The organism is Citrobacter sp. 172116965, from assembly GCF_013458095.1.
Lineage (GTDB): Bacteria > Pseudomonadota > Gammaproteobacteria > Enterobacterales > Enterobacteriaceae > Citrobacter > Citrobacter braakii.
Window position 1 is genome coordinate 4,786,423 of record NZ_CP046673.1, and the last position, 24,816, is coordinate 4,811,238.

A 24,816-nucleotide genomic window follows, 5' to 3' on the forward strand; every position below is an offset into this window, starting at 1 on the left:
GCAGGCTAAGCCAAACTCAAAAATGCCAGTAGCTCATCGCCAGCCCTAAGAACAGCACCAGACCGACGTAGTTATTGTTCATAAACGCTTTAAAACAGGCATCACGCTCGCGATTGACGATCAGTTTCTGCTGATATACAAACAGCGCGCCAGCCACCAGCAGAGACCAGTAATAACCCAGTCCCAGCCCGTTTAGCCAACCCACCAGCGCCATCAGCACCAGTACGCCCACCTGCAGGATACCAATAATCAGCTTGTCGTTTTGACCGAACAGAATCGCGGTCGATTTAATGCCGATCTTCAGGTCATCATCGCGGTCAACCATCGCATACTGCGTGTCGTAGGCCACCGCCCAGAGAATATTGGCGAGGAACATCAGCCAGCAGCTCAGCGGTACGGACTCGCTCACGGCGGCGAACGCCATCGGGATCGACCAGCCAAACGCCGCCCCCAGCACCACCTGCGGCAGGTGCGTATAGCGCTTCATGAACGGGTAAACCCACGCCAGCGCTAACGCCGCAACGGACAACAAAATGGTCATCGTGTTGAGCGTCAAAACCAGCAGGAAGGCCAGCAGTACCAATACGACGAACAGCGTTCGGGCCTCTTTTTCAGTGACGGCCCCGCTTGGCAGCGGTCGATTTGCGGTGCGTTTAACGTGTCCGTCAAATTTCCTGTCGGCATAATCATTCACCACGCAGCCGGCGGCGCGCATTAACCAAACGCCAGCGACAAAAACCGCCAGGATCCACATTTGCGGCATGCCTGGGGTTGCCACCCACAATGCCCACAGCGTAGGCCAGAGCAGCAGTAAGGCACCGATTGGCTTATCCGTACGCATCAAGCGGTGAAATGCCAGCAGCTTATTCTGCGTCAGACTCCACTCCATCTTTATCTTCCTCTCAGTACAACGGCGATGCAGGTAGAAAAAGCTCGGTAAGCATCAGCGGCTTACCGCTCAGCCGCAGGCGGGAACGGCGCCCCCACAGCGCTGCATCGCGGCCAATCTCAATAAAATCTCGGGTCAATGTCGATGATGTAAACAGGTAACGTCCGAGCGGGGTTTTCCCCAGATTTTGTAAGGCCAGCTCAGGGCCGCACAAGGTTGATTCAGGCACCACGGTCCGCCCGGCAAGCCAGGGTTCACCATCCGCGCATAACAGGATCTCACGTAACCAATAACGGGACTCTTTAGGCAGCAGCGGCAGCTCTTCAGGCACCTCATTTTGCCCAACGAATGCTTCGCGAATCAACGTTACGGTGACCTGTTTTCCCTGCTGCTCAAAACGTTTAGTCATGGAATCTTCCAGTAACAACCAGTCGAGCAGTTGGGCGTCCAGCGCCGGGATCGCATCAAAATAACGCAGCGCACGCAGTTGCGTTAACGCAGGGTGTGGCATGCCTTACTCTCCGATTTATAACTTGAAGGCATTGTATCGCAGAAAATGCATTACGGGGTGAGCAAACACAATTAAGTGATCGCCAGAGCAACATAAGTGTAACAATTAGCACCGAAGGATAAAAAAAGGTGCGCCAGGAGACGCACCAGTTGTTGCAAAATCAACAATGCGGGGCGATGTTTACCCCTTGCCTTTTACACTGCTGATAAAGGTGGATCGGGCAGATTTGGATCCCAGACGCTCAGCTTCATCAAGCAGCTTCAGCGCTTTATCGACATCGCCTTTCGCAACAGCATCCTTAATGCCCTGGTTAAAATAACTTTCCGTGTCGTTCAGCATCGGCTCACTTTTCTTCACCGGTTGTGGCGCTGGAGCAGCAACGGCTGCTGCCGGAGCCGCATAGGTCACCGCAGGCGCGGCGGTATTGCCCACCGTGACAGGACCAGGGCCGGATGAACCAAACAGCGGCCCGACCAGAACACTGGAGGAGGAGCTGGTTTTGACTTTCAGTTTCAGTAAACCGTCGGTGGTATGACGGGCGATCGGGTCTGGAATATCCGGAATAGCGTTACCTACGCCCTTGGCATAGGCTTTTGCCGGGTCAAGCAGGGTTGTGGTCTGCTGGAGATCTTTATCAGTGGTAAAGACCAAAACATAGAGTTTTTGCTGACCCAGCGCTGGCGTCAGACGCATTACCCCTTCCAGACGATCGGCACTCATCACACCGGGCTCCTGGTAGGTAAAATAGCTGCTGGGGAAGAACGCAGATGGCGTCATGTTTTGGTCAAGAATTAATACGTTTGGCGCAAATACGCTGGTTTGTTTATTCACTTCACTGGACAGCGTCAGGGTGAGCTCGCCAATATTCGCCGGGACGCTATACGCAGCGACCGGGCCAGTAATACCGGCGACATCCAGACGCTGACCCGCTGTCGCAAGCGGCGAAGACTGGGTTTTGGATTGATCAACAGGCGTCCAGGTTAACTGCTGCAGCGCCGCAGTGGGAATAGATGGGGCCGCGGTGGTGTTCTGCGGAACAATATTCACATCGGCCAGGCTGATGCCAGGTGCGCTGGCAAATAACCCTGCAGATAAACAAAGGGCAACGAGACTTTTCTTCATTTTCATTGTTATCACCTCAGATAGCATGGGTTCAGCGGTGGCCAGGCAATAGCGCGCTAAACCGTAATCAAGAGGGGCTTGCGCCCCTCTTTCGGTCTTTACGTCAGGTTAGTGCTGAATTACCACCAGATTTCCATCTGGGCACCGAAGGACCACTCATCGTTGTCGCCACGGCTGGTTGTGCTGAGACCAGAGTTCGTTGCAGCTGCGAATTTGGTTACGTCGTTACCATTTTTGATGTAACCCCACTCTTCATCCCATTTTGCATAGGTTGCGAAGACGCGGATTGCCGGACGAGACCAGATGCTGTCACCCGCCTGCCATTGTTGGGCCAGGGTGATTTTGTACTGGCTGTTGCGATCGCTGGTCTGCTGAGATTTGACGTTGTCGTAACCGACTTCCAGCAGGGTGCTCATGATTGGCGTCCATTTATACATCGGGCGAATACCGACGGTGTACCATTCGGTTCCCAGGTCGTTATCCATGTCGAGGTTCTGGTACATACCGACGTACATCAGGTCCCACTTGTCGCCCAGGGAGATTGCACCGTGGTCCAGCACGCGGAACAGGCTACCGTTGTTATTCACAACATTGTTGGCATAGTTGGTTTTAACGCCAGTAACGGGATCTTCAATGGTCGTAGTGGAAGAACCATAAGAACCCTGGTTCAGGCCTTTGCCCTGGGTGGTCATGGAATCTGTGGCGTACTGAACGACAAACTTGTTGTAGCCCTTCAGCATGCTCTGGGTATGTTCAGCGGTGAACATCCAACCATCTTTAGATGCGCCGTCCGCCAGCCTGTAATCGTCGGTGGTATTCGCGCGACCATAGTCAACGCCCAGTTCCAACATCCCATCCGGGTTAGTTGCCAACTGCGCTAAACGAACGTCAAATACATCGTTCGCGGTGTCTTTGGTACGATCATAGATATTCTGGCTGCTGAAAGCGTATGAACCACCCGCTTCCTGTGAACGGCTCGCTGCCAAAGACAGTTTACCGAAGCCCAGATCGATGTTTTCAATACCGGCGCCAGGACCTGAAATATCCCAGTAGTAGAAGTCGATCATGTGTACGTCATGACGCTGGTAGAAGCGCTTACCGGCCCAGATAGTGGAGCCTGGCAGCCATTCGATCAGGTTTTTACCCTGCACGTTTGCTTCACGGAATGCCGGGTCTGTGCCTTCCCAGTCATTCTGCTGTGCGACGGAGTAAGCAACGTTGGTGTCGAAGTAGAAGCTCTTATCGCCTTCTTTCCACACTTCCTGACCTAATTTGATTTCCGCATAGGTTTCACATTCGTTACCGAGACGGTATTTACTTTGTGCACCGGTTGCCTGGAAACACTGTTGTTCACCGCCACTCCCTGTCCAGCCAATACCGGAACGAGCGTAACCGTGGAAATCTACAGCCATTGCCTGAACAGACATAATGCCTGCTGCTACAGCAACCGCCAGAGGGAGTTTGCGCAGAGTAATCATCGTTCTATCTCCTGAGATCATTGCTTTTCTTTAAACGCGTCCCCCTTCGGGCTGCCTCTTTGTTGGCTGCGTTCTTTCACCCCAGTCGCGTACTCTTTGTACACTCCCGGGGATTCATTTACTTGCCGCCTCGATGTAGCTTCGAATGGCTTTGCGTTTCGTTTTTTATGGGGACCTTAAACGCCCGGCTCTTGATGCAACCGACGACATGCAGTGCCATCCTCACGGAACAGATGGCAACGCTCTGGCGGCAGGCCGATAGCGAATGTGGCACCCTCTTCTACCAACACCACGTCGTTCTGGCGGTAAACCAGGTTTTGACGGATGGCGGGGATCTGGATATGAATTTGAGTTTCGTGACCAAGCTGCTCGACCACCTGCACTTCACCTTCGAGGGTGACATCGGCGATATCGCTGGGCAGCAGATGTTCCGGGCGGATACCTAAAGACATGTTGGCACCAACCTGTACCGCATGGCTGTCCACTGGTAGCCATATTTGCTGGCGGTTGGGCAGTTCAACCTGCACCTGATCGATGGCCGTCCCGGTGACTTTCACCGGCAGGAAGTTCATCTTCGGCGAGCCAATAAAGCCCGCCACAAAGCGGTCAGCCGGATAGTGGTATAGCTCCAGCGGTTTGCCGACCTGCGCCACGCGACCGGCATCCAGCACCACAATTTTGTCGGCCAGCGTCATCGCTTCGACCTGATCGTGGGTGACGTAAATCATCGTGCGGCCCAGACGTTTATGCAGGCGGGAGATTTCAATACGCATTTGCACACGCAGAGCGGCGTCGAGGTTCGACAACGGTTCATCCAGCAGGAATACGCGCGGCTCGGCAACCAGCGTTCGGCCAATCGCCACACGCTGACGTTGTCCGCCGGAAAGCGCTTTCGGTTTACGCTCCAGCAGGTGCGCCAGTTGCAGAACTTCCGCGACCTGATTCACGCGCTGATTCATCACCTCTTTTTTTGCGCCAGCCAGTTTGAGACCAAACGACATGTTTTCTGCGACGGATAAATGGGGATACAACGCGTAGGACTGAAAGACCATGCCCACGCCGCGTTCGGCGGGGGGAATGTCGTTCATCCGGGTCTCCCCGATAAACAGGTCGCCACTGGTGATGGTTTCAAGTCCGGCGATCATACGCAGCAAGGTCGACTTACCGCAGCCTGACGGTCCGACAAACACCACGAATTCCCCTTCGTGAATGTCGAGATTGATATCTTTCGATACCACCACGTCACCCCAGGCTTTCGTTACATTTCGCAGCTGTACGCTCGCCATGCCCTTCTCCCTTCGTTACAACCTGTCATCGACAGCAACATTCATGATGGGCTGACTATGCGTGATCCCTTGACTGCGTGAATCCTCCACCCCCGGCTTTTTTATGGGGGAGGAGGCGGGAGGATGAGAGAACAGCGTCTGAGACCCGGGCCGTACGCCGCGGAGGAATTTCGTGATGCAGCCTGCAAAAATCAGTGGGTTTTTATGTGCGCCAGTACGCAATACTCACATTTATGTAACACAGATCACATAAAGAGCGGGTGGGGCGTAGGGGTAAGGAGGATGGAAAGAGGTTGTCGTATAAAGAAACTAGTAACCGTTAAGCCACCTCTGCAAAATCACCAAACAGGATGGGAACTATGAAAATCAAAACTGGCGCACGCATCCTCGCATTGTCTGCATTAACGACGATGATGTTTTCCGCCTCGGCTCTCGCCAAGATTGAAGAAGGTAAGCTGGTTATCTGGATTAACGGCGACAAAGGCTATAACGGCCTCGCTGAAGTGGGCAAAAAATTCGAGAAAGACACCGGTATCAAAGTCACCATTGAGCACCCGGACAAACTGGAAGAGAAGTTCCCACAGGTTGCCGCGACTGGCGATGGCCCTGACATCATCTTCTGGGCACATGACCGTTTTGGCGGCTATGCTCAGTCTGGCCTGCTGGCTGAAATCACCCCAGATAAAGCGTTCCAGGACAAACTCTATCCGTTCACCTGGGATGCCGTACGCTATAACGGCAAACTGATTGCCTACCCGATCGCGGTTGAAGCGCTGTCGTTGATTTACAACAAAGACCTCGTTCCGAACCCGCCAAAAACCTGGGAAGAAATTCCTGCGCTGGATAAAGAGCTGAAGGCGAAAGGGAAATCCGCGCTGATGTTCAACCTGCAAGAACCGTACTTCACCTGGCCGTTGATTGCCGCCGACGGCGGTTACGCGTTCAAGTTTGAAAATGGCAAGTACGACGTGAAAGACGTGGGCGTGGACAACGCGGGCGCAAAAGCAGGTCTGACCTTCCTGGTTGATCTGATCAAGAACAAACACATGAACGCGGATACCGATTACTCCATCGCCGAAGCGGCCTTTAACAAAGGTGACACCGCGATGACCATCAACGGTCCGTGGGCGTGGTCCAACATCGATAAGAGCAAGGTGAATTACGGCGTTGCCCTGCTGCCAACCTTCAAGGGTAAACCGTCCAAACCGTTCGTGGGCGTTCTGAGCGCAGGTATCAACGCTGCCAGCCCGAACAAAGAACTGGCAAAAGAGTTCCTCGAAAACTACCTGCTGACCGATCAGGGTCTGGATGAAGTGAATAAGGACAAACCGCTGGGCGCGGTTGCGCTGAAATCCTTCCAGGATCAGTTAGCGAAAGACCCGCGTATCGCGGCCACCATGGATAACGCCCAGAAAGGCGAGATCATGCCGAACATCCCGCAGATGTCTGCATTCTGGTATGCCGTTCGTACCGCAGTGATCAACGCTGCCAGCGGCCGTCAGACCGTCGATGCCGCGCTGAAAGATGCACAAGGTCGTATCACCAAGTAATACGGTTTCCCTTATTTCTTAGGGAATCAGGTTTATTGAATACGTTGTTACGCGAAATCATTCGCGCTACATCGAGGCGGCAAGGAGGCAAATCCCCAGGAGCTTACATAAGTAAGTGACTGGGGTGAGCTTCCGCAGCCAACAAAGAGGTAGTGCGAAGGATAAAGCGTAAAGAGGATTGATCCCCATGGATGTCATTAAAAAGAAACACTGGTGGCAAAGCGACCGGCTGAAATGGTCAGTGATGGGTCTGCTTGGGCTGCTGGTCGGTTACCTTGTTGTTTTGATGTATGCTCAGGGGGAGTACCTGTTTGCCATCATGACGCTGATTTTAAGCTCTGCTGGCCTGTATATTTTTGCTAACCGTAAAGCCTACGCCTGGCGCTATGTTTACCCAGGCGTTGCAGGGATGGGGCTGTTTGTCCTGTTTCCGCTAATTTGTACTATCGCAATTGCCTTTACCAACTACAGCAGCACCAACCAACTGACCTTTGAACGTGCTCAGGAAGTCTTGATGGACCGTTCTTATCAGGCGGGGAAAACCTACAACTTCGGCCTGTATCCGGCGGGTACGGAGTGGCAACTGGCCCTCACCGACGGTGAAACTGGCAAGAATTATCTCTCCGACGCCTTTAAATTTGGCGGCGAACAGAAACTGCAGTTGAAAGAAGCCGAGGCGCTGCCAGCGGGCGAACGTGCGACGCTGCGTATCATCACGCAAAATCGCCAGGCGTTAACCCAACTCACCGCCATCCTGCCAGATGAAAGCAAAGTGATTATGAGTTCACTGCGCCAGTTTTCCGGCACGCAGCCACTCTATACGCTCGCTGATGACGGCACGCTCACCAACAGCCAAAGCGGCGTAAAATATCGCGCCAACAACGATATTGGTTATTATCAGGCAATTAACGCTGACGGTAGCTGGGGTAACGAAAAACTCAGCCCAGGCTATACCGTTGCCATCGGTTGGGACAACTTCGCCCGCGTATTTACCGACGAAGGCATTCAGAAACCGTTCTTCGCCATCTTTGTCTGGACGGTGGTCTTCTCCGTTCTGACCGTGATCCTCACCGTGGCCGTGGGGATGGTACTGGCCTGTCTCGTACAGTGGGAGTCTCTCAAAGGCAAAGCGATTTACCGTGTCCTGCTGATTCTGCCGTATGCCGTACCGTCGTTTATTTCGATTCTGATTTTCAAAGGGCTGTTCAACCAGAGCTTCGGTGAAATCAACATGATGCTGAGCGCACTGTTTGGCATCAAACCGGCCTGGTTCAGCGACCCAACCACCGCGCGTTCGATGATTATTATCGTCAACACCTGGCTTGGTTACCCGTACATGATGATCCTGTGCATGGGTCTGCTTAAAGCGATCCCTGACGACCTGTATGAAGCGTCGGCGATGGATGGTGCAGGTCCGTTCCAGAACTTCTTTAAGATTACGTTGCCACTGCTGATTAAGCCGCTGACGCCGCTGATGATCGCCAGCTTCGCCTTTAACTTTAACAACTTCGTGCTGATTCAACTGTTGACCAACGGTGGTCCAGACCGTCTTGGTACCACCACGCCAGCAGGCTATACCGACCTGCTCGTGAGCTACACCTACCGTATCGCCTTCGAAGGCGGCGGTGGTCAGGACTTCGGTCTGGCGGCGGCGATTGCCACGCTGATCTTCCTGCTGGTCGGTGCGCTGGCCATCGTGAACCTGAAAGCCACGCGTATGAAGTTTGATTAAGGGAGACAACGAACATGGCTATGGTACAACCCAAATCTCAGAAACTGCGTCTCTTAACAACGCACTTGCTGCTGCTGATTTTCATTGCAGCGATCATGTTCCCGCTGCTGATGGTTATCGCTATCTCGCTGCGTGAAGGTAACTTTGCCACCGGCAGCCTGATCCCGGAAAACATCTCCTGGGAACACTGGAAACTGGCGTTGGGCTTTAGCGTTGAGCATGCGGATGGCCGCGTGACGCCGCCGCCGTTCCCGGTGCTGTTATGGCTGTGGAACTCGGTGAAAGTAGCCACCATTACCGCGATCGGTATCGTGACGCTTTCCACCACCTGCGCTTACGCCTTTGCCCGTATGCGCTTCCCGGGCAAAGCAACCCTGCTGAAAGGGATGCTGATATTCCAGATGTTCCCGGCGGTGCTGTCTCTGGTCGCGTTGTATGCTTTGTTTGACCGCCTGGGCCAGTACATTCCGTTTATTGGTCTGAACACTCACGGTGGCGTGATCTTCGCCTATCTCGGCGGTATTGCGCTGCATGTGTGGACGATTAAGGGCTATTTCGAAACCATCGACGGTTCGCTGGAAGAAGCGGCCGCGCTGGATGGCGCAACGCCATGGCAGGCATTCCGCCTGGTGTTGCTGCCGCTTTCCGTTCCGATTCTGGCGGTCGTGTTTATTCTGTCTTTCATTGCCGCGATTACCGAAGTACCGGTCGCATCACTGCTGCTGCGTGATGTGAACAGCTATACCCTTGCGGTAGGTATGCAGCAGTACCTCAATCCACAGAACTATTTGTGGGGCGACTTTGCCGCCGCAGCTGTACTTTCAGCCATTCCTATCACTCTGGTGTTCCTGCTGGCACAGCGCTGGTTGGTCAACGGACTGACGGCGGGTGGTGTGAAAGGTTAAGTTTTACCGAAGTAACTGCCCGGCAACGGGCAATGCCACTGCAACCCTCAACTTATGTTATCCCAACCTGTGACTGTTATTCGGCGCTCTACGGAGCGCCCTTTTTTTATGTTATTTTGCATTACGCTTACGATTATTTCCTTTCGTGCCCCCATCACTGCAATTCAATTTTTCACCTGAAACTCGACAAATTAAACAGAATGAGTTTGGCGCAGGCGTTATCGTCATCGGCGTGATCAACCTTAGCTTTACCGTATTGGCGATCATGACGGTGGATAAATTTGAAGAACTGTGGGAACCCGCGGCGGAGAAAACCCAGCCGGCCTCTGCGCAGTAATTTTTACCCAAAACACGCCGCAGCCCAATTGCGGCGTGTTGTCTTTTACTCTCGCTTCAGCCGTTTGGAATTACACAGCCACAGGGTGATCACCAGCAGCAGGATCGCCGCAGAATAGATCAGCACATCCATCGGCGCTTTATGATCGACAATGATCAGCCGCACAATCGCAGTGATCCCGATATAGACAAAGTAGCGCAGCGGAAAGTGAAAACCTGACTGAAAGTACTTCACAATCAACGCGATAAATTCAAAGTAGAGAAAGTAAACCACCAGCCCTTCCACCAGTTCATACTTGCTGGTTTGTTCCGGCGCGAACAGCACATCCGCCAGATGCAGCGTTTCTTTCCCGAGGAATACGACCAGGATCAGGCCCAGACTCAGCAACCCCAGATTCAACACGGTCTGTAAAATAGTGGAGATAAACTCCACGCGCGGACGAGATAGCGACGTCATAACAGCACCTCTTACTCAGTGGCAAGGTTCCTGTATAACGCAAAAATGTGACAGAGATCTACATTTTTTGTTTATATTTTGTGCAAGAAAGGTCAGCAGGGAATGATGAGTGTCACGACACATTTCACAGGATGAATTATGCAGCTCAGACAATCCGCTGTTCGCAACGTTACCTGCGGTGAGAACGTGGTGATCTATGAACCCGCAAATCTCTACGACTGCACATTAGGGGACAACGTTTTTGTCGGACCATTTGTTGAAATCCAGGGTAATACGCAGATTGGCGCAGACAGCAAAATTCAGTCGCACGCCTTCATCTGCGAATATGTCACCCTTGGCGCCCGTTGTTTTATCGGTCACGGCGTGATGTTCGCCAACGATATGTTTCGCGAAGGAAAACCCAATGCCGACCGCAATAGTTGGGGACGTATTACGATTGGCGACGATGTCTCGATCGGCAGCGGAGCGACCATTCTGGCGGTCACTATCTGCGATGGCGCGGTCGTCGGCGCGGGAAGCGTGGTGACCAAATCGATCACCGAGAAAGGCGTGTATGCGGGAAATCCGGCAAAATTATTACGTCGTTTATAGAGCCGGATAAGCGCAGGTCCCATCCGGCCATCTATCAGCGGAAGTTTTCACTCCTGTCGCTGGTCATGTCGTACAGACCAAACTTACGTCCAAGCTGCTGGCCGCCATCGCGTGTTAACGGCGTCCAGCCAATCGCCGCACGACTGCGGGTTGGGCCTGACGAGAACAGATCCAGCGGCACAGAAACGTACACCCCTTTGGTAAAATCACCCTCTCCGTACTCATCCGGCGAGGCGTCGGTGATGGTCGCATAGCCCCCCACCACTACGCCGCTGTCAAAGCGTTTCGCCACTTCCAGCGTTCCGCCCTTATCCCCCGCCAGATACTGCCCCACGCTGGCTTTCACCAGTACATCCTGGGCGAACGAAGGATTCCAGTAAGCCGTCAAATGCCCGGTCTTCACGCTGTAGTCGGTGAACTTCATCATGTCCTGCGCGCTGCGCCAGTCACGCTGTTTCACGTAGTTGGCATCAACACCAAACGCCCAGTTGCTGTCCAGCGGGCGATACAGCACTTCTGCCCCCGCTCCGCCGTACATAGTTTCCAGGTAGCCACCGTAAACCTGTCCGTAGAACCCATTTCCGAGTGACTGGAAGTAGTTGGCCTGCAGGTTATTCACGTAGACATCGTTTTGCACATACTCACGCACATGGGTACGCACGCGTGGTAAATGCGAATCCTGCGGCGGGTTGGTGTAGTTAAACTTGTCATAGTTATTGGCGAGGTTGGCGAACAAACTCCCGGTGGTCAGCAGATGATCGGTAACCCACAAATCCGCCGTTCCCATCACGCCCAACTGATACATATAGAAGTTTTCCGGGCCGCCCACCGACTGATTTAGCACCGGATCGATGTGGAAATTGAAGCGCGACTTATCAATATACCAGCCCTGCTCGGTCGTTTTCGGTACCACGGGCTCGACGCGTTTTTGTGCCAGTTGAGTTTCATGGCCCAACGGCTCGCCTTCCAGATGGCGCTTGAGGCTGGAAACCTCCGTTTCGGTCGTCACCTGCGGTAAGTTAAGGCGGTTTTCCGTAATGCGGATCGTGCGGATCCCATCGGGAAGATCGTTCATCACGATCCGGTTAGCACGCTCGATCCCTTCGCGCGAATCACGGTATTTCACCTGTTCACCCGTTACATACAGCGTATCGCCCTGCACCTGAATTTTAGGATCCGCCAGCCCGGCGTTATATTTCAGCAGCGTTAACTGATTCGCCACCACCGAATGTTGCAGGATGGCATCCTGCGGCTGTGGTTGATATTTCGGGCGGGTATTGTCGTTATAGTTTGGTCGCAGATCGTTAAAGTTAGTCCGCAGCGTGACCCCAAACATCAAGGTGTTCCCGCGCTCATAGCTGAGGTTAACGTCGGCCCAATCGGTGACGCGATAAATAGCGCCGACGTTAAACTTGCTCTTCTGATCCAACTTGCCGGCAAAATCCTGCTGGTAATTATTACCTTCATACTCCAGTTTCAGGCGCAGCGGCTGCCAGGGAGTCTGATATTCTACGCCGCCAAACAGCGACGCCGGGCCGTGGAACATCTGGCTACCGTCAATAGAACCGGCCTGCTTGTAGCTGTTATCGCGATGGCAGAATTTATCACTGTATGAGCAAAACGGATTGCTAACGTTGCCGCTGGTCCCGAGATATCCCCAGCCAAGGCCGAGAGAGAAATCAAACGGGCCCCAGGCTTTGTTCGCCACCACATACTCCGCATCAAACAGGCCGGTACCACCGATATCCCGCGCGCCAACCGCCACCTGCGGCATCCAGTAGCTCTCTTCCCACAGGCGAAGTTTGAGATCAAAAGCCTTATCTTTATAAGTCTGATCGCCAGAAAACGACTCCACGCCGCTGTATTTTTTGGTACGCACATCGGTATAGCGCAGGGTGGTTTCCAGCCAGGGGAAGAGTTGTACCGACGCAGAGTAGTAACGGTATTGATCGTTATCGCGGTAGTTAAGGCTCATTTCGCCTTCACGCGCCATGCGTGCGGTTGGGGTTTGCAGCAGTCCCACGCCGCCAAAATCGGACTGGGAAGGTCCAATGGGCGCGGGCCAGGTTTCACCATGGCAGGCAACGCTTACGCCCAGCGCCAGTAAGCTGAGCAGATAAGTTTTTCTCATTATTGGGGTATCCGCTGGGTCAGGGTGCGAAGAATGTCGGCATTGATTTCATCCGGGGTGCTGCGCCAGACAGCATCAGAGAGCCCGACAAAAATGATGCTGCCGGGCATCGGCTCAACGTGACGTTTGTTCCAGTAGGCGACCGGGACTTTTTGCGTGCGTCCGTCGGGATAGATGACCCAGGCATAGCTACGATCTGCGCCGCTGAGCCGACGTTGCCCATCGAGATAGCTGGCGATATCGCGCCCGGGCATAAACGGTTGTTTACCCGGATGACTTAGCAGGCCAAACAGCGTTATATCCGTTGGCTGCGGTCCGACCCACAGCGTGTAATTGCCCTGCAACGGCGGGTTGCCTCGCTCACTGACGCGCACAACATCCGGGTCGAGATTAATCTTCTGTCTGCCGGTCACCTTCAGCGCCTGAATTTGCTGGCGCAATGCGTTGATAGCCGCGGCATCGTCACCGCTTTCTTCAGCGCTGAGCATCGCCAGACGAGCCAGTAATGCCTGCTGCTGACGCTCTGCTTCCGTCGTTGCCCGCTCTTCGCTGATAACCGCTCCTGGCCACCAGCTATTACTCAATCGCGGCTGCCCAACCAGGTCGAGCAGATGTTCGGCCCCGGTCAACGTTTTTGGCTCTTCGCTGGCGGAGGTAAAGACCTTAATGCTACCCGCAGCAAAAACAGACGCTGCGCTCAGGCTCAATAGCAGCGCCACAACGGCTCGTTTCATCATGATTTTGCCGCCTTAATCAGCGTGGTTTTCACCGGGAAGTAACGTGCGCCAAGATACTGTTCCGATTGGCGAATCTGCCCTTCACTGTCGATCCAGTAGCGGTTATGCCAGCGCGTTTGATCGGTGGTGACTTCTTCGTCAAGGATTCGTACTGGCGTATCTTCGTTACCAACCTTAATGGTGTCAGTGCCATCCCATTCGAAAACCGAGCGGGCGGTGGCATAGCGCACCTGCTGATGTTCGGTCCAGCCCATCGTGCGGGTCCACGTTGCCCCATCGACTATCTGGTTTGGTTTGATGAGCGGATCTGCCGCGAGATTATTCACCTCGATCAGGTTATCCCCGCCGAGATGCGTTTTCACCATGCGCCCAGACTGCGTGACGAGAATGGCCCGATCCTGAGTCACCCATTTCTGCTGTCCGTTTTCCGCGAACGCGAGTACCACAAACAGTTGTGGGCCGCCGTTGAGCTGCATGTACTGGCTGGCGTAGGGCATGTTTTTGATTTCATCGTCCGTCATCTGTACGCCGGGAGTACCAAACACGCTATCCCATAGCGAATGACCCAGCCCTTCGGTGGTGGCTGAGCACGCCTGTAATAACAGGCAAACCATTATCAGCGCTGGTCGCTTCACGACATTTCTCCGCAGCGGCAAAATAACCACACCGAAGTGTGGTTAGAATTAAACGTACCGGTATTACTGGGTACTGGTAGTTGTGGTGGTTGTGGTTCCGGTGTTAGAACCATCGCCGCCACCGGTTGCCGCAAGGGCAACCCCCACCGCAGAACTTACGGTGCTCACGCTGGTTGCGGAGGAACTTCCTGCCGAAACCGACGCGGCAGCCGACCCTGCAGCCTCACCCACCTGAACGGGGGCAGCATAGACAGAAGTCGCCGCAAGCGCAGATATAGCCCAAAGGCCATACAGAACTTTTTTCATCACAAATTCCCTTCATTGTATGAATGGAGATTTACCCAAAAGAATTTCGGGCGAGATCGAGTATACACAAGCCAAAGTGTGCAAATTACGCCAAGCGGGAATTTAGGATAATTAGATAGCAAGAAATAAAATGATTAACGATAGATAATTAAATCAATACAATCAAAAAGTTAAAATATAAAAACAAAAACACAACATCCGGTAATTCTGAAAAAACCAGAAACACGATCACGTTGAATGAATTATTTTAGGATTAAGCTCAATAAAGGTGTAAAGCAAAAACGTAGATATTCGGGAGCCAGATTATAAAAAAAGCCGATATTAATATCGGCTTTTTTTATAAGTAATCTGCAAATTTATTCGAATTGCAACAAGGCGGCAAGATCGTTAATCCCCGGGAGCATAGATAGCTATGTGACCGGGGTTAACGAACGCAGCCAACACCGCTGCGGCTCGAAGGAAGAAGCAGATTAACGCCAGGACTTATAACGGTTAATCAAACCGTTAGTTGAGCAATCATGGCTGGTGATTTCTTTATCATCATTCAGCTCTGGCAGAATGCGATTCGCCAGCTGTTTGCCCAGCTCAACGCCCCACTGGTCAAAGGTGAAGATATTCAGGATCGCGCCCTGAGTGAAGATTTTGTGCTCGTACAGCGCAATCAGCGCACCCAGGCTGAACGGTGTGATTTCGCGCAGCAGGATGGAGTTAGTTGGACGGTTACCTTCGAACACTTTGAACGGCACAACGTGGTCAAGCGTTGCCGGATCTTTACCCTGGTCGCGGTATTCCTGCTCAACCACTTCACGAGATTTACCAAAAGCCAGCGCTTCGGTCTGAGCGAAGAAGTTAGACAGCAGTTTCGGATGGTGATCCGACAGCGGGTTGTGGGTGATTGCCGGAGCGATGAAATCGCACGGTACCATTTTGGTACCCTGATGAATCAGCTGGTAGAACGCATGCTGACCGTTAGTACCCGGCTCACCCCAGATGATTGGGCCTGTCTGGTAATCCACCGCATTGCCGTTACGGTCAACGTATTTACCGTTGGATTCCATATTGCCCTGCTGGAAGTAGGCCGCGAAACGGTGCATATACTGGTCGTACGGCAGAATCGCTTCGGTTTCAGCACCGAAGAAATTGTTGTACCAGATACCGATCAGCGCCAGCAGCACCGGCAGGTTTTTCTCCGCCGGAGTAGTGGAGAAGTGTTTGTCCATGGCGTGCGCGCCAGAGAGCAGCTCAACAAAGTTGTCGAAGCCCACAGAAAGGATGATGGACAGACCGATTGCAGACCACAGGGAGTAACGACCGCCAACCCAGTCCCAGAACTCGAACATATTGGCGGTATCAATACCGAACTCGCCAACCGCTTTACCGTTAGTGGAGAGCGCTGCGAAGTGTTTGGCAACGTGCTTGTTGTCGCCAGCGGTCGCCAGGAACCAGTCGCGCGCGCTGTGGGCGTTAGTCATGGTTTCCTGAGTGGTGAAGGTTTTGGAAGCGACCAGGAACAGCGTAGTCTCCGGATTCACTTTCTTCAGCACTTCGGCAATGTGCGTACCATCGACGTTAGACACAAAATGCATGTTCAGGTGATTTTTGTACGGGCGCAGCGCTTCGGTCACCATGAACGGGCCGAGGTCTGAACCGCCGATACCGATGTTCACGACATCAGTAATGGCTTTACCGGTATAGCCTTTCCAGCTTCCGGAGATAATCGCTTCAGAGAAGGATTTCATCTTCTCCAGTACCGCGTTCACTTCCGGCATCACATCTTTGCCGTCAACGATGATTGGAGTGTTGCTACGGTTGCGCAGCGCCACGTGCAGCACGGCACGATCTTCAGTGCGGTTAATTTTCTCACCGGAGAACATGGACTTGATGGCGCCTGCCAAATCGGTCTCTTTCGCCAGATCCTGCAGTTTAGCCAGCGTCTCTTCAGTGATGCGGTTTTTGGAGAAATCCACCAGCATCAGATCGTCAAACGTAGCGGAAAATTTAGCGAAACGATCACTATCTTTCGCGAACAGATCCGCGATAGTAACGTCTTTCATCTCTTCAAAGTGTTTTTGTAGTGCCTGCCAGGCTGAGGTCTGCGTTGGATTGATGTTTTTCATTAGCAATACTCTTCTGATTTTGAGAATTGTGACTGAGATCGATTGTAACGCCAGTCACAGAAAAGTGTGATTGTTTTAATGCCATCGCCCTTGTATCCATCGAACCAGGGTAAAAAGTATAGATGTTATAAGCGCTGTTACTGAACGGAAACGCAGCATGAAAAATCCGCATAATCCCAGCGTTGACAGTGCAAGCTACACATTTTATTTATAAATACGGTATTTGCATTTGCGCCTGCACCGGTTTTCGTTCTGCCTTATGTGCCATGGTCGCTCTATTCATTCCCTGACACGAGGTAGTTATGACTGATGTAGTTGTCTCCAAGTTTGGCGGTACCAGCGTGGCGGATTTTGATGCCATGAATCGCAGCGCTGATGTGGTACTTTCTGATGCTAACGTCCGTGTAGTGGTACTTTCCGCTTCCGCTGGAATTACCAACCTGCTGGTCGCACTGGCTGAAGGGCTGGAGCCAACCGAGCGCTTCGAAAAACTCGACGCCATTCGTCAAATTCAGTTCAATATTCTGGAACGCCTGCGTTATCCGAACGTAATTCGTGAAGAGATTGAACGTCTGCTGGAAAACATCACCACGCTGGCAGAAGCGGCGTCACTGGCGACCTCAACCGCCCTGACCGACGAACTGGTCAGCCACGGTGAACTGATGTCTACCCTGTTGTTCGTCGAAATCCTGCGTGAACGCAGCGTGCAAGCGCAGTGGTTTGACGTGCGTAAAGTGATGCGCACCAACGATCGTTTTGGTCGCGCAGAACCCGACGTCGCGGCGCTGGCTGAACTGGCAACGCTTCAGTTGGCCCCGCGTCTGAGCGAAGGTCTGGTAATCACTCAGGGTTTTATCGGCAGCGAAGGCAAAGGCCGCACCACCACGTTGGGGCGCGGCGGTAGCGATTATACAGCCGCCCTGCTGGCCGAAGCGCTGCACGCAACGCGCGTCGATATCTGGACCGATGTTCCAGGCATTTACACTACCGATCCGCGCGTTGTTCCTGCAGCGCAGCGTATTGATGAAATCGCCTTTGAAGAGGCCGCAGAAATGGCGACCTTTGGCGCGAAAGTGCTGCACCCGGCAACCCTGTTGCCGGCCGTACGTAGCGATATCCCGGTATTTGTTGGCTCCAGCAAGGATCCAAAAGCAGGCGGTACGCTGGTCTGCAATAAAACCGCGAATCCACCGCTGTTCCGTGCGCTGGCGCTACGCCGTAAGCAGACGCTGCTGACGCTGCATAGCCTGAATATGCTGCACTCTCGCGGCTTTTTAGCAGAAGTGTTCGGCATCCTTGCACGCCACAATATCTCGGTAGATTTAATTACCACATCTGAAGTCAGCGTAGCGCTGACGCTGGATACCACCGGTTCAACCTCCACCGGCGATACGCTGTTAACGCAGTCTCTGCTGATGGAACTGTCTGCCCTGTGCCGGGTTGAAGTCGAAGAAGGACTGGCGCTGGTGGCGTTGATTGGCAACGACCTGTCCAAAGCCTGCGGCGTGGGTAAAGAGGTGTTTGGTGTACTGGAGCCGTTCAACATCCGCATGATTTGCTACGGCGCGTCCAGCCATAACTTGTGCTTCCTGGTGCCCGGTAGCGAAGCCGAACAGGTGGTACAGAAGCTGCATCATAATTTGTTTGAATAATATTTCATCACGCGATAAACAATAACTATAGCCGGGCTCGAACCCGGCTTTTTTATAACAACACAACACATTTCAATCGCAAGGAAGATAACATGCTCGCTACTCTCACGCGGCTGTTCCCGTTATGGGCGCTGCTGCTCTCTGTTATTGCGTATTACACGCCCTCCACCTTTACGCCTGTCGGGCCATTCGTACCGTCGTTGCTGATGCTGATCATGTTCGGCATGGGCGTTCACCTGAAGGTGGACGACTTTAAACGCGTACTTTCACGCCCCGCACCTGTCGCGGCGGGTATTTTCCTGCACTATCTGGTGATGCCGCTCGCCGCATGGATTTTGGCGCTGGCATTTAATATGCCGCCGGAACTGTCGGCAGGGATGGTGCTGGTCGGTAGCGTCGCCAGCGGAACCGCATCGAACGTCATGATCTATCTGGCAAAAGGTGATGTGGCGCTCTCCGTGACTATTTCATCGGTTTCAACGCTGGTCGGCGTTGTCGCCACGCCGCTGCTGACACGGCTGTATGTCGACGCGCATATCCAGGTGGATGTGATGGGTATGCTGCTGAGTATTCTGCAGATCGTGGTCATTCCGATTGCTTTGGGACTGGTCATTCACCATCTGTTCCCACGCGTCGTAAAAGCCGTGGAACCGTATCTGCCGGCGTTTTCTATGGTGTGCATCCTGGCGATCATCAGCGCCGTCGTGGCGGGTTCCGCCTCGCACATTGCGTCCGTCGGCTTTGTGGTGATTATCGCCGTGATCCTGCATAACACCATTGGCTTGCTCGGCGGCTACTGGGGCGGAAAACTGTTTGGTTTCGACGAGTCAACCTGTCGTACGTTGGCTATTGAAGTGGGCATGCAGAATTCAGGGCTTGCCGCTGCGCTGGGCAAAATATACTTTGGCCCGCTTGCGGCGCTGCCCGGCGCATTGTTCTCGGTCTGGCATAACCTTTCCGGTTCGCTGCTGGCAGGTTACTGGTCCGGTAAACCGATTGAAGAAAAAGAACGCCGCTAATTGGCGGCGGCAGGCCGGATAGCAGCTAACACCTTATCCGGCCTACCCAGCCTCTGCACTTTGCCGTACACTGCGGATATCGGCTAACAGAGGGCACCCTTATGGCACTCCCCCGCATTACCCAAAAAGAGATGACCGAGCGCGAACAGCGTGAACTGAAAACGCTGCTCGACCGCGCGCGCATTGCGCATGGTCGACTGCTGACCAACGCTGAGACCAACAGCATCAAGAAAGAGTACATCGATAAACTGATGGCCTTGCGCGAAGCAGAAGCTAAAAAAGCCCGCCAGTTGAAGAAAAAGCAGGCTTATAAACCGGATGCGGAAGCATCATTTTCCTGGTCAGCGAATACGCCAACGCGCGGCAGACGTTAACGCCCTTTCTTCTTACGCCCCGGCGAGGTAAAACGCTTCCCGTTTGCCGCCGGGCGCGATTTCTCTTTCTCAGCCGATTTTTCGATTTTCACCACCGGGCGCTTAATGCCTGCGGTTTTTGGCTTCGCTTTCGCCTTCGGTTTGGCTTCTGAGGACGAGTTCTCAATCAGCTTGAACAGGTCGATCAGTTCGTCATCCGTCAGGTCGCGCCATTCACCCAGCGGCAGGCCGGACAGACCAACGTTCATGATACGTGTACGCTCAAGCTTAGTAACTTCATAGCCAAAGTGCTCGCACATACGACGGATCTGGCGGTTCAGCCCCTGAATCAGCGTGATGCGAAACACAAACGGCGCTTCTTTCTTGACCTTACATTTCTTGGTAACGGTGCCAAGGATTGGCACACCGGCACTCATCCCACGGATAAAGTCATCAGTGACCGGCTTATCTACCGTCACCAGATACTCTTTTTCGTGATCGTTACCGGCACGCAGGATTTTATTCACCAGGTCGCCGTGGTTGGTCAGAAAGATAAGCCCCTGGGAATCTTTGTCCAGACGACCGATTGGGAACACGCGCTTGCTGTGGTTAACGAAATCAACAATGTTGTCGCGTTCGCTGTCTTCAGTGGTGCTGACAATCCCTACCGGCTTGTTCAACGCGATAAAAACCAGATCTTCCGCTTCACGCGGCTCAATCAACCGACCATTCACTTTTACGACGTCGCCAGGCATCACCTGATCGCCAATGGTGGCGCGTTTACCATTCAGGAAGACATTCCCTTGTTCGATAAAGCGATCCGCCTCGCGGCGCGAGCAGATTCCGCTTTCACTGATGTATTTATTTAATCGGATGGATGAGTCGGGCAGCATAATTTCTCCTTTGACAGCGAAATATACCCTACCTTGCGGGGGATAAAAAAGCAGAGTGTGAAAATGTGCTATCGCATCTGATTACGTAATGCCTGCGGGCTGATACCAAATCGTTTTTGAAAGTGGTAACGCAAAGAGTTTGCGCTGCCGAACCCGGTTTGCTGCGCGATCTGCTCAATACTGATATGGGATGTATTGAGCGCCTGCTGCGCACGGTTTAGCCGTTCATTCATCAGCCAACGTGCGGGAGTAAGCCCCGTTGACTCCTGAAATCGCCGCATCAACGTTCGGGGACTCATACCGACCTGGCTGGCCAGAGCGTCAAGGGTATGCTTCTGCGCGATATTGTTATGTAACCAGTCAAGCAAAAGACCAAAACGCTGGCTTTCCCGACTGCGGGCAACAGGACGCAGGTGTTGCTGAGTCTGGCTGCCATCCCTGTGGGGCTGCAGCACCAGGCGACGGGCCACGTTATTGGCAACCTCAAGTCCAAAATCAGTGCGTACCACATGCAAACATAAATCAATCCCTGCCGCACTACCTGCCGAAGTGAGCACGTCGTGGCCACCGACATACAGGACATCTTCCACAACGTTGATGGCGGGAAAGCGTCGCTGGAGTTCACTGACGTAACGCCAGTGCGTCGTCGCCTTACGGTCATCCAGCAAACCTGCCGCAGCCAGAACAAATACACCAGAACAGATAGAGATGACTCGACAACCGCGTTGATGTGCTTCACGAAGCGCATCGCATAATGCTTCCGGGACCGGTGAGCTCACGTCACGCCAGCCAGGAATGACAATAGTGTCTGCTTCTTGCAGCAATTCATATCCACCGTCCACAACGATACGAACCCCGCCAGTTGCCCTTAATTCACCTTGATCAACCGAAGCCACGGCAAAACGATACCAGCCCTCTCCCAGCTCAGGTCGCGGAAGCCCAAAAACTTCCACTGCGACGCCAAACTCGAAAGTACATAGCCCGTCATAAGCGAGTGCAACGACCAACGGGCGAGAAGATGTTGTCATGATCCTGGCGGAATCTGTCATGGTCAGAGGGTGTTTCGAGGTTAATTTTTTGATGAGATAAGAGGTAACACAACAGCTGATTTCACCACAAGAGAAAACAACAATATGAGTACCGTAACTGATATTCCAGCCGCTTCATCTGCACAAGCTATCGCCCATTTCCAGCAACGTCTGAATATGGAGACGGATTGTTCTGACGTTCATTCCGCGATGGCTGCTGACGACAAAGATTTTGTGCTTTTACATGTGGTGGGGAGTGCAGAGAGTTTTTCCCGTTGTCATATCCCTGGCGCGATTCATCTTCCCCATCGACAGATAAATACGGAATCCTTGAAAAAATGGCCACAGGACACACTGTTTGTCGTCTATTGCGCTGGCCCACACTGTAACGGGGCCGATCGCGCGGCGCTGAAGTTGGCGCAGCTAGGTCGACCGGTGAAAATAATGATTGGTGGTATTAAGGGCTGGGAGGACGAAGGCCTGGCGTTTGCCACTACGCAAAAGGACGCTGTTTCAATAGATTGATCGTTGTTAAGTCCGAACGGGCTTTTCCAACAGGAGGTTGTGGTTAACCCGTTCGGCTTTTCCCCCCTTCCAACATCGTGAGCCATATCAGTAAGGCGTTACGCTGATAATGGTAGCATTAGCGCGGTTTGTAATTTTCTGATTACATGGAGAAATGATGGAACTGCTTTTATTGAGTAACTCGACGCTGCCGGGCAAAGGCTGGATGGAACATGCGCTACCGCTGATTGCTGAGCAGCTGAATGGTCGCCGTACGGCGGTGTTTATTCCGTTCGCTGGCGTGACGCAAACCTGGGATGAATACACGGCGAAAACGGCAGCCATCTTTGCGCCAATGGGCGTCAACGTTACTGGCATTCATACCGTTGCCGATCCGATCGCTGCCATTGAAAACGCAGAACTGGTGATTGTCGGCGGGGGTAACACCTTCCAGTTACTGAAAGAGAGCCGCGAGCGCGGACTGCTGGCGCCGATAGTGGATGTCGTCAAACGCGGTGCGCTGTACATCGGCTGGAGCGCAGGTTCTAACCTCGCCTGCCAGACCATCCGCACCACCAACGACATGCCGATTGTCGATCCAAAAGGTTTTGATGCCCTGGGTCTGTTCCCGCTGCAGATTAACCCACATTTCACCAATGCGCTTCCGGAAGGCCACAAAGGCGAAACGCGTGAACAGCGTATTCGCGAGCTGCTGGTTGTGGCACCAGAGCTGACGGTGATTGGTTTGCCGGAAGGAAACTGGATTAAGGTGAGTAACGGCCAGGCGGTTCTTGGCGGTCCGAACACCACTTACGTCTTTAAAGCGGGTGAAGACGCGGTTGCCCTCGAAGCAGGTCACTGCTTCTAACCGACGTTGCCGGATAACGGCATAAATGCCTTATCCGGCCAACCGGTCCACCTCACTCAATAATCGTCGCGCTCATCGTCCTCATCCGGCTGTTCCAGCACGCTATAGGCCACGGAACAAAACAGCGAGTTCAGACGCTGCATATCGCCCAGCAGCGCCAGGTGCAAGGAGCTGGTCTCGATGCTCTGCACGTTCTGCTGATGCAGACGGTCAACGTGCGCATGCGAATAACGACGGTTGAGAATACGGAAACGATGCTTGCTACGGCGCAGACGTCGGGCGCTGGTCACGTCACCAGAGAAGAACACCGACATCGCCAGCTGCAGATTGCTGAGCAGCTGATCGAAGAGCGCATCCAGCTCTTTCAATCCTTCCACGGAGAATGCGCGACGGGCAGCCAGCGACTTATCCGCTATCTCACTGCCCATACGTTCGACAATATCGGAAGCCTGCTCGAGGTTAAGCGACATTTCGATAATCTCCGCCCAACGGCGTGATTCCTCTTCCGCCAGTTCATCCTTTGGCATCCGCGCCAGATAAAGCTTGATTGCCGTGTATAGCACGTTAATGTCGTCCGCCATCCTGCGCAGCTCTTTCTCTTCACGCGGCTCGCCGTGCATCACCTTCTTCAGCCCGTCCATCATCTGCTCCATCGCGTCGCCGATGCGCAGAGCTTCACGAGCGGCATTGGCCAGGGCCAGCGTCGGCGTATCCAGCGCACTGACGTCCAGATGCTTGGGCTTCAAATGCGCATCCAGCTCCGGCTCATCGCGGATGATGCGCTTACAAAAACGCGCCATCGGTTCTGCAAACGGCACCATCGCCACGCAGCGCACCAGGTTGTAGAAGACATGGAAGTAAATAACCAGTTCAGATTTCGGCAGCGGCAGTTCATCCATCAGATTTGCCAACGGATGAACAAACGGCAGGATAATCAGGCTTCCCACCAGCTTAAACAGCAGGCTACCAAGCGCCACACGGCGGGCAGCGGCGTTAGCGGCGCTGTTATTAAGCATCGCCAGCAGGCCAGAGCCGAGGTTGGCGCCAATCACCAGACACAACGCCACCGGGAACGAGATAATGCCTGCCGCGGTCAGCGTTGCCGTCAGCAGCACCGCCGCAAGGCTGGAGTAACTGATAATCGCGAACATGGCGCCAATCAGCGCATCCAGCATGATATCGCCGGTGAGCGAGGCGAAAATAACCTGTACGCCGTTAGCCTGGGTGATCGGTGTTACTGCCTGCACAATCAGTTCCAGCGCCAGTAAAATCAACCCCAGTCCAATACCAACCCGCCCCAGTTGCCCCACACGGGACTGCTTACGTCCGAGAAAGAAGATCACGCCGATAAAAATCAGCAGTGGCGACAGCCAGGAGAGATCGAAGGTCAGGATACGCGCCATCAGCGCGGTCCCGACGTCAGCGCCGAGTACAATCACCAGCGCAGGGGTGAGCGCGACGAGGTCCTGCGCGACAAACGAGGTCACCAGCATGGTGGTGGCGTTGCTGCTTTGTACCAGCGCCGTCACGCCGATACCCGCACAAAAGGCGAGCGGCTTCTTTTCAACACTACGGCTGAGTACGGTACGCAAACGGGCGCCGAAGACGCGCATCACGCCGGTGCGCACAATATGAGTACCCCAAACCAGCATAGAGACAGCAGAAAGCAGGTGTAACAGAGTTAGCACGGAATCAGGTTCTCCTTATCGTTATATG

The 24,816-nt window shown here is 53.5% G+C and carries 24 protein-coding genes; 10 read left to right on the forward strand and 14 right to left on the reverse strand.

Annotated elements, in window-relative coordinates; all coding sequences use genetic code 11:
* Positions 1-16: 16 nt before the first annotated feature.
* The 5 genes from ubiA to malK all read right to left on the reverse strand — a co-directional run bounded on the left by ubiA (position 17) and on the right by malK (position 5,286).
* Entirely contained in the window at positions 17-889 is an 873-nt protein-coding gene (gene ubiA, locus GPJ68_RS23205) for a 4-hydroxybenzoate octaprenyltransferase (protein WP_016155441.1), read from the reverse strand.
* A gap of 13 nt (positions 890-902) precedes the next feature.
* Positions 903-1,400, reverse strand: a complete 498-nt coding sequence (ubiC, locus tag GPJ68_RS23210; RefSeq protein WP_016155346.1) for a chorismate lyase — start codon at positions 1,398-1,400, stop codon at positions 903-905.
* 180 nt (positions 1,401-1,580) lie between these two features.
* Positions 1,581-2,528, reverse strand: coding sequence for a maltose operon protein MalM (gene malM, locus GPJ68_RS23215; protein ID WP_016155345.1), 948 nt, complete (start codon positions 2,526-2,528; stop codon positions 1,581-1,583).
* Positions 2,529-2,641: 113 nt separating this feature from the next.
* Entirely contained in the window at positions 2,642-4,000 is a 1,359-nt protein-coding gene (locus GPJ68_RS23220) for a maltoporin (RefSeq protein WP_016155344.1), read from the reverse strand.
* A gap of 176 nt (positions 4,001-4,176) precedes the next feature.
* Complete coding sequence (gene malK, locus GPJ68_RS23225) at positions 4,177-5,286, reverse strand: maltose/maltodextrin ABC transporter ATP-binding protein MalK (protein WP_016155343.1); 1,110 nt, start codon at positions 5,284-5,286, stop codon at positions 4,177-4,179.
* Positions 5,287-5,645: 359 nt separating this feature from the next.
* Between malK and malE the strand changes: the two genes are divergently transcribed.
* From malE to GPJ68_RS23245, 4 genes are all read left to right on the forward strand, one after another.
* Positions 5,646-6,836 carry a maltose/maltodextrin ABC transporter substrate-binding protein MalE gene (gene malE / locus GPJ68_RS23230; protein WP_016155342.1) on the forward strand — a complete coding sequence of 397 codons (1,191 nt, stop codon included), beginning with the start codon at positions 5,646-5,648 and terminating at the stop codon, positions 6,834-6,836.
* A 187-nt stretch (positions 6,837-7,023) separates the two neighbouring features.
* The gene (malF, locus tag GPJ68_RS23235) at positions 7,024-8,568 is read left to right on the forward strand and encodes a maltose ABC transporter permease MalF (RefSeq protein WP_016155440.1); all 1,545 of its coding nucleotides are present in this window, start codon (positions 7,024-7,026) and stop codon (positions 8,566-8,568) included.
* 14 nt (positions 8,569-8,582) lie between these two features.
* Positions 8,583-9,473: a maltose ABC transporter permease MalG gene (gene malG / locus GPJ68_RS23240; protein ID WP_016155340.1), complete on the forward strand. Its 891-nt coding sequence runs from the start codon at positions 8,583-8,585 to the stop codon at positions 9,471-9,473.
* A 145-nt stretch (positions 9,474-9,618) separates the two neighbouring features.
* Positions 9,619-9,810 (forward strand): hypothetical protein, encoded by a 192-nt coding sequence (locus GPJ68_RS23245; RefSeq protein ID WP_175392775.1) that lies wholly within the window; start codon positions 9,619-9,621, stop codon positions 9,808-9,810.
* A 45-nt stretch (positions 9,811-9,855) separates the two neighbouring features.
* Here GPJ68_RS23245 and psiE read toward each other — a convergent pair whose 3' ends face one another.
* Positions 9,856-10,266, reverse strand: coding sequence for a phosphate-starvation-inducible protein PsiE (gene psiE / locus GPJ68_RS23250; protein WP_003031674.1), 411 nt, complete (start codon positions 10,264-10,266; stop codon positions 9,856-9,858).
* Between the two features lie 138 nt (positions 10,267-10,404).
* Between psiE and GPJ68_RS23255 the strand changes: the two genes are divergently transcribed.
* Complete coding sequence (locus GPJ68_RS23255; RefSeq protein ID WP_104651960.1) at positions 10,405-10,857, forward strand: acyltransferase; 453 nt, start codon at positions 10,405-10,407, stop codon at positions 10,855-10,857.
* Positions 10,858-10,891: 34 nt separating this feature from the next.
* Here GPJ68_RS23255 and GPJ68_RS23260 read toward each other — a convergent pair whose 3' ends face one another.
* The 5 genes from GPJ68_RS23260 to pgi all read right to left on the reverse strand — a co-directional run bounded on the left by GPJ68_RS23260 (position 10,892) and on the right by pgi (position 16,783).
* On the reverse strand, positions 10,892-12,988 hold the full coding sequence (locus GPJ68_RS23260) for a YjbH domain-containing protein (RefSeq protein ID WP_019077875.1): 2,097 nt from the start codon (positions 12,986-12,988) through the stop codon (positions 10,892-10,894).
* Entirely contained in the window at positions 12,988-13,725 is a 738-nt protein-coding gene (locus GPJ68_RS23265; RefSeq protein WP_104651958.1) for a capsule biosynthesis GfcC family protein, read from the reverse strand. The genes GPJ68_RS23260 and GPJ68_RS23265 overlap by 1 nt, the downstream gene beginning before the upstream one ends.
* On the reverse strand, positions 13,722-14,360 hold the full coding sequence (locus GPJ68_RS23270) for a YjbF family lipoprotein (protein WP_016155436.1): 639 nt from the start codon (positions 14,358-14,360) through the stop codon (positions 13,722-13,724). The genes GPJ68_RS23265 and GPJ68_RS23270 overlap by 4 nt, the downstream gene beginning before the upstream one ends.
* A gap of 63 nt (positions 14,361-14,423) precedes the next feature.
* Entirely contained in the window at positions 14,424-14,666 is a 243-nt protein-coding gene (gene yjbE / locus GPJ68_RS23275) for an exopolysaccharide production protein YjbE (protein ID WP_003826562.1), read from the reverse strand.
* Between the two features lie 470 nt (positions 14,667-15,136).
* Positions 15,137-16,783 carry a glucose-6-phosphate isomerase gene (pgi, locus tag GPJ68_RS23280; protein WP_016155434.1) on the reverse strand — a complete coding sequence of 549 codons (1,647 nt, stop codon included), beginning with the start codon at positions 16,781-16,783 and terminating at the stop codon, positions 15,137-15,139.
* Between the two features lie 302 nt (positions 16,784-17,085).
* Between pgi and lysC the strand changes: the two genes are divergently transcribed.
* The 3 genes from lysC (at position 17,086) to GPJ68_RS23295 (ending at position 19,828) form a co-directional block, all read left to right on the forward strand.
* Positions 17,086-18,435 carry a lysine-sensitive aspartokinase 3 gene (lysC, locus tag GPJ68_RS23285; RefSeq protein WP_080860367.1) on the forward strand — a complete coding sequence of 450 codons (1,350 nt, stop codon included), beginning with the start codon at positions 17,086-17,088 and terminating at the stop codon, positions 18,433-18,435.
* A gap of 92 nt (positions 18,436-18,527) precedes the next feature.
* Positions 18,528-19,454 carry a ketopantoate/pantoate/pantothenate transporter PanS gene (panS, locus tag GPJ68_RS23290; RefSeq protein ID WP_019077880.1) on the forward strand — a complete coding sequence of 309 codons (927 nt, stop codon included), beginning with the start codon at positions 18,528-18,530 and terminating at the stop codon, positions 19,452-19,454.
* 101 nt (positions 19,455-19,555) lie between these two features.
* On the forward strand, positions 19,556-19,828 hold the full coding sequence (locus GPJ68_RS23295; protein ID WP_003826541.1) for a DUF3811 domain-containing protein: 273 nt from the start codon (positions 19,556-19,558) through the stop codon (positions 19,826-19,828).
* On the opposite strand, the gene rluF is transcribed toward GPJ68_RS23295, so the two are convergent.
* The gene (rluF, locus tag GPJ68_RS23300) at positions 19,825-20,700 is read right to left on the reverse strand and encodes a 23S rRNA pseudouridine(2604) synthase RluF (protein ID WP_016155331.1); all 876 of its coding nucleotides are present in this window, start codon (positions 20,698-20,700) and stop codon (positions 19,825-19,827) included. The genes GPJ68_RS23295 and rluF overlap by 4 nt on opposite strands.
* A gap of 68 nt (positions 20,701-20,768) precedes the next feature.
* Complete coding sequence (gene ftrA / locus GPJ68_RS23305; RefSeq protein ID WP_104651957.1) at positions 20,769-21,749, reverse strand: transcriptional regulator FtrA; 981 nt, start codon at positions 21,747-21,749, stop codon at positions 20,769-20,771.
* An 84-nt stretch (positions 21,750-21,833) separates the two neighbouring features.
* On the opposite strand from ftrA, the gene GPJ68_RS23310 reads away from it, so the two are divergent.
* Both GPJ68_RS23310 and pepE read left to right on the forward strand, forming a co-directional pair.
* Positions 21,834-22,253 (forward strand): rhodanese-like domain-containing protein, encoded by a 420-nt coding sequence (locus tag GPJ68_RS23310; protein WP_016155329.1) that lies wholly within the window; start codon positions 21,834-21,836, stop codon positions 22,251-22,253.
* Between the two features lie 157 nt (positions 22,254-22,410).
* Positions 22,411-23,100, forward strand: a complete 690-nt coding sequence (gene pepE, locus GPJ68_RS23315) for a dipeptidase PepE (protein WP_016155430.1) — start codon at positions 22,411-22,413, stop codon at positions 23,098-23,100.
* A 56-nt stretch (positions 23,101-23,156) separates the two neighbouring features.
* Here the strand turns inward: pepE and GPJ68_RS23320 are convergent, their stop codons facing one another.
* Positions 23,157-24,788: a Na/Pi cotransporter family protein gene (locus GPJ68_RS23320; RefSeq protein ID WP_016155327.1), complete on the reverse strand. Its 1,632-nt coding sequence runs from the start codon at positions 24,786-24,788 to the stop codon at positions 23,157-23,159.
* Between the last annotated feature and the right edge of the window lie 28 nt (positions 24,789-24,816).